Annotated in this window: 1 protein-coding gene; it reads right to left on the minus strand. The window is 64.3% G+C overall.

From position 1 onward, the window contains the following. Positions 1 to 1,363: non-ribosomal peptide synthetase (locus EZI54_RS23685; RefSeq protein ID WP_242674587.1), on the minus strand; the 1,363-nt coding region annotated here is incomplete at its 3' end. Between the last annotated feature and the right edge of the window lie 19 nt (positions 1,364 to 1,382).

The raw sequence follows: 1,382 nt of genomic DNA on the forward strand, positions 1-1,382 counted from the left end.
CCCGCGGTGCCTCGTAGACGGCCCGCACATAGGCGTCGTCTTCCGGCGCCGGCAAGGCCTGGCGGTCCAGCTTGCCGTTCGGCGTCAGCGGTAACTGCTCCAGCGCCACGAATGCCGCCGGTACCATGTAGGCCGGCAGTGCCGCCTGCAGGTGCGCCCGCAAGACCTCCGCCCCGGCCGAGCCGGTGTAATACGCCACCAGGCGCTTGGCGCCGGAGGCGTCCTCCCGTGCCAGCACCGCCGCCTCGCGGACCGCGTCATGCCCTTGTAGGCACGCCTCGATCTCGCCGGTCTCGATCCGGAAGCCCCGGATCTTCACCTGGAAGTCGTTACGGCCCAAATACTCGATGTTGCCGTCAGGCAAGTAGCGCCCGAGATCGCCTGTGCGGTACATCCGCGCGCCCGGCTCGGTACTGAACGGGTCCGCCACGAACCGCTCCGCGGTCAGCTCCGGACGGTTCAGGTAGCCGCGCGCAACGCCGGCACCGCCGATGTAGAGCTCGCCCACCGCACCCAGCGGCACCGGCGTGCCATCCTTGTCCAGGAGGTATATGCAGATGTTGGGGATTGCCCTGCCCAGGGGCACTGATGCGAATTGGCAGGCTTCCAGATCCGGAGAAAGCCGGTATGAATTCGTGACGTCGCTGCATTCCGTAGGGCCGTAACTGTTGACGAACGTCGGCCTGGGTTCCGGATACTCCAACAGCTTGCCGGGCTGAATCGGCTCACCTCCCAGGATGATCCGATCCAGACTGCGAAGACCGTCTGATGAATCTCCATCGATCAGCGCGTGCAACATGCCCGGGGTAAGGTTCAGGCAGGAGACGTCCTTCTGCCGGATCTGCTGCAAGATTTCGGCAGGATCGAAATGATCGGATGACAAGCAGGTTCTGGCGCCAACACTCAATGGCGCCCAGATGTTCTTTTGAGTGAGATCAAAGCTCAACGAGGTAACGACGAGGATCGTGTCGTCAGGCGAGATTTGCAGATCACCTGTGTACCAGTTCAGGGTATTCGCCAGACTTCGATGCGCGATCATCACGCCCTTGGGCCGGCCGGTCGAGCCGGAGGTGTAGATCACGTAGGCCAGGTGCGCAGGCGTCAGGTCGCCTCGTTCGAGATTACTCTCGGAGCAGGACATCCAGGGCGCCGTATCATTGAGCGCGATCACCGGCCTATTCCCAGTTACCAGCTCCGGTACATCGCCGTGGACCAGCACCGCCACCGGGGCACTGTCCTCCAGCATGTGCGCCAGTCGCTCGGCCGGGTATTCCGGGTCCAGCGGCACATAGGCCCCGCCCGCCTTCAACACGCCCAGCAGGCCCACCACCATCGCCAGCGAGCGCTCCGCGCAGATCGCCACACGGTCGTCCGGGCCCACA

The sequence above is a fragment of the Marinobacter halodurans genome (genome assembly GCF_004327985.1).
Lineage (GTDB): Bacteria > Pseudomonadota > Gammaproteobacteria > Pseudomonadales > Oleiphilaceae > Marinobacter_A > Marinobacter_A halodurans.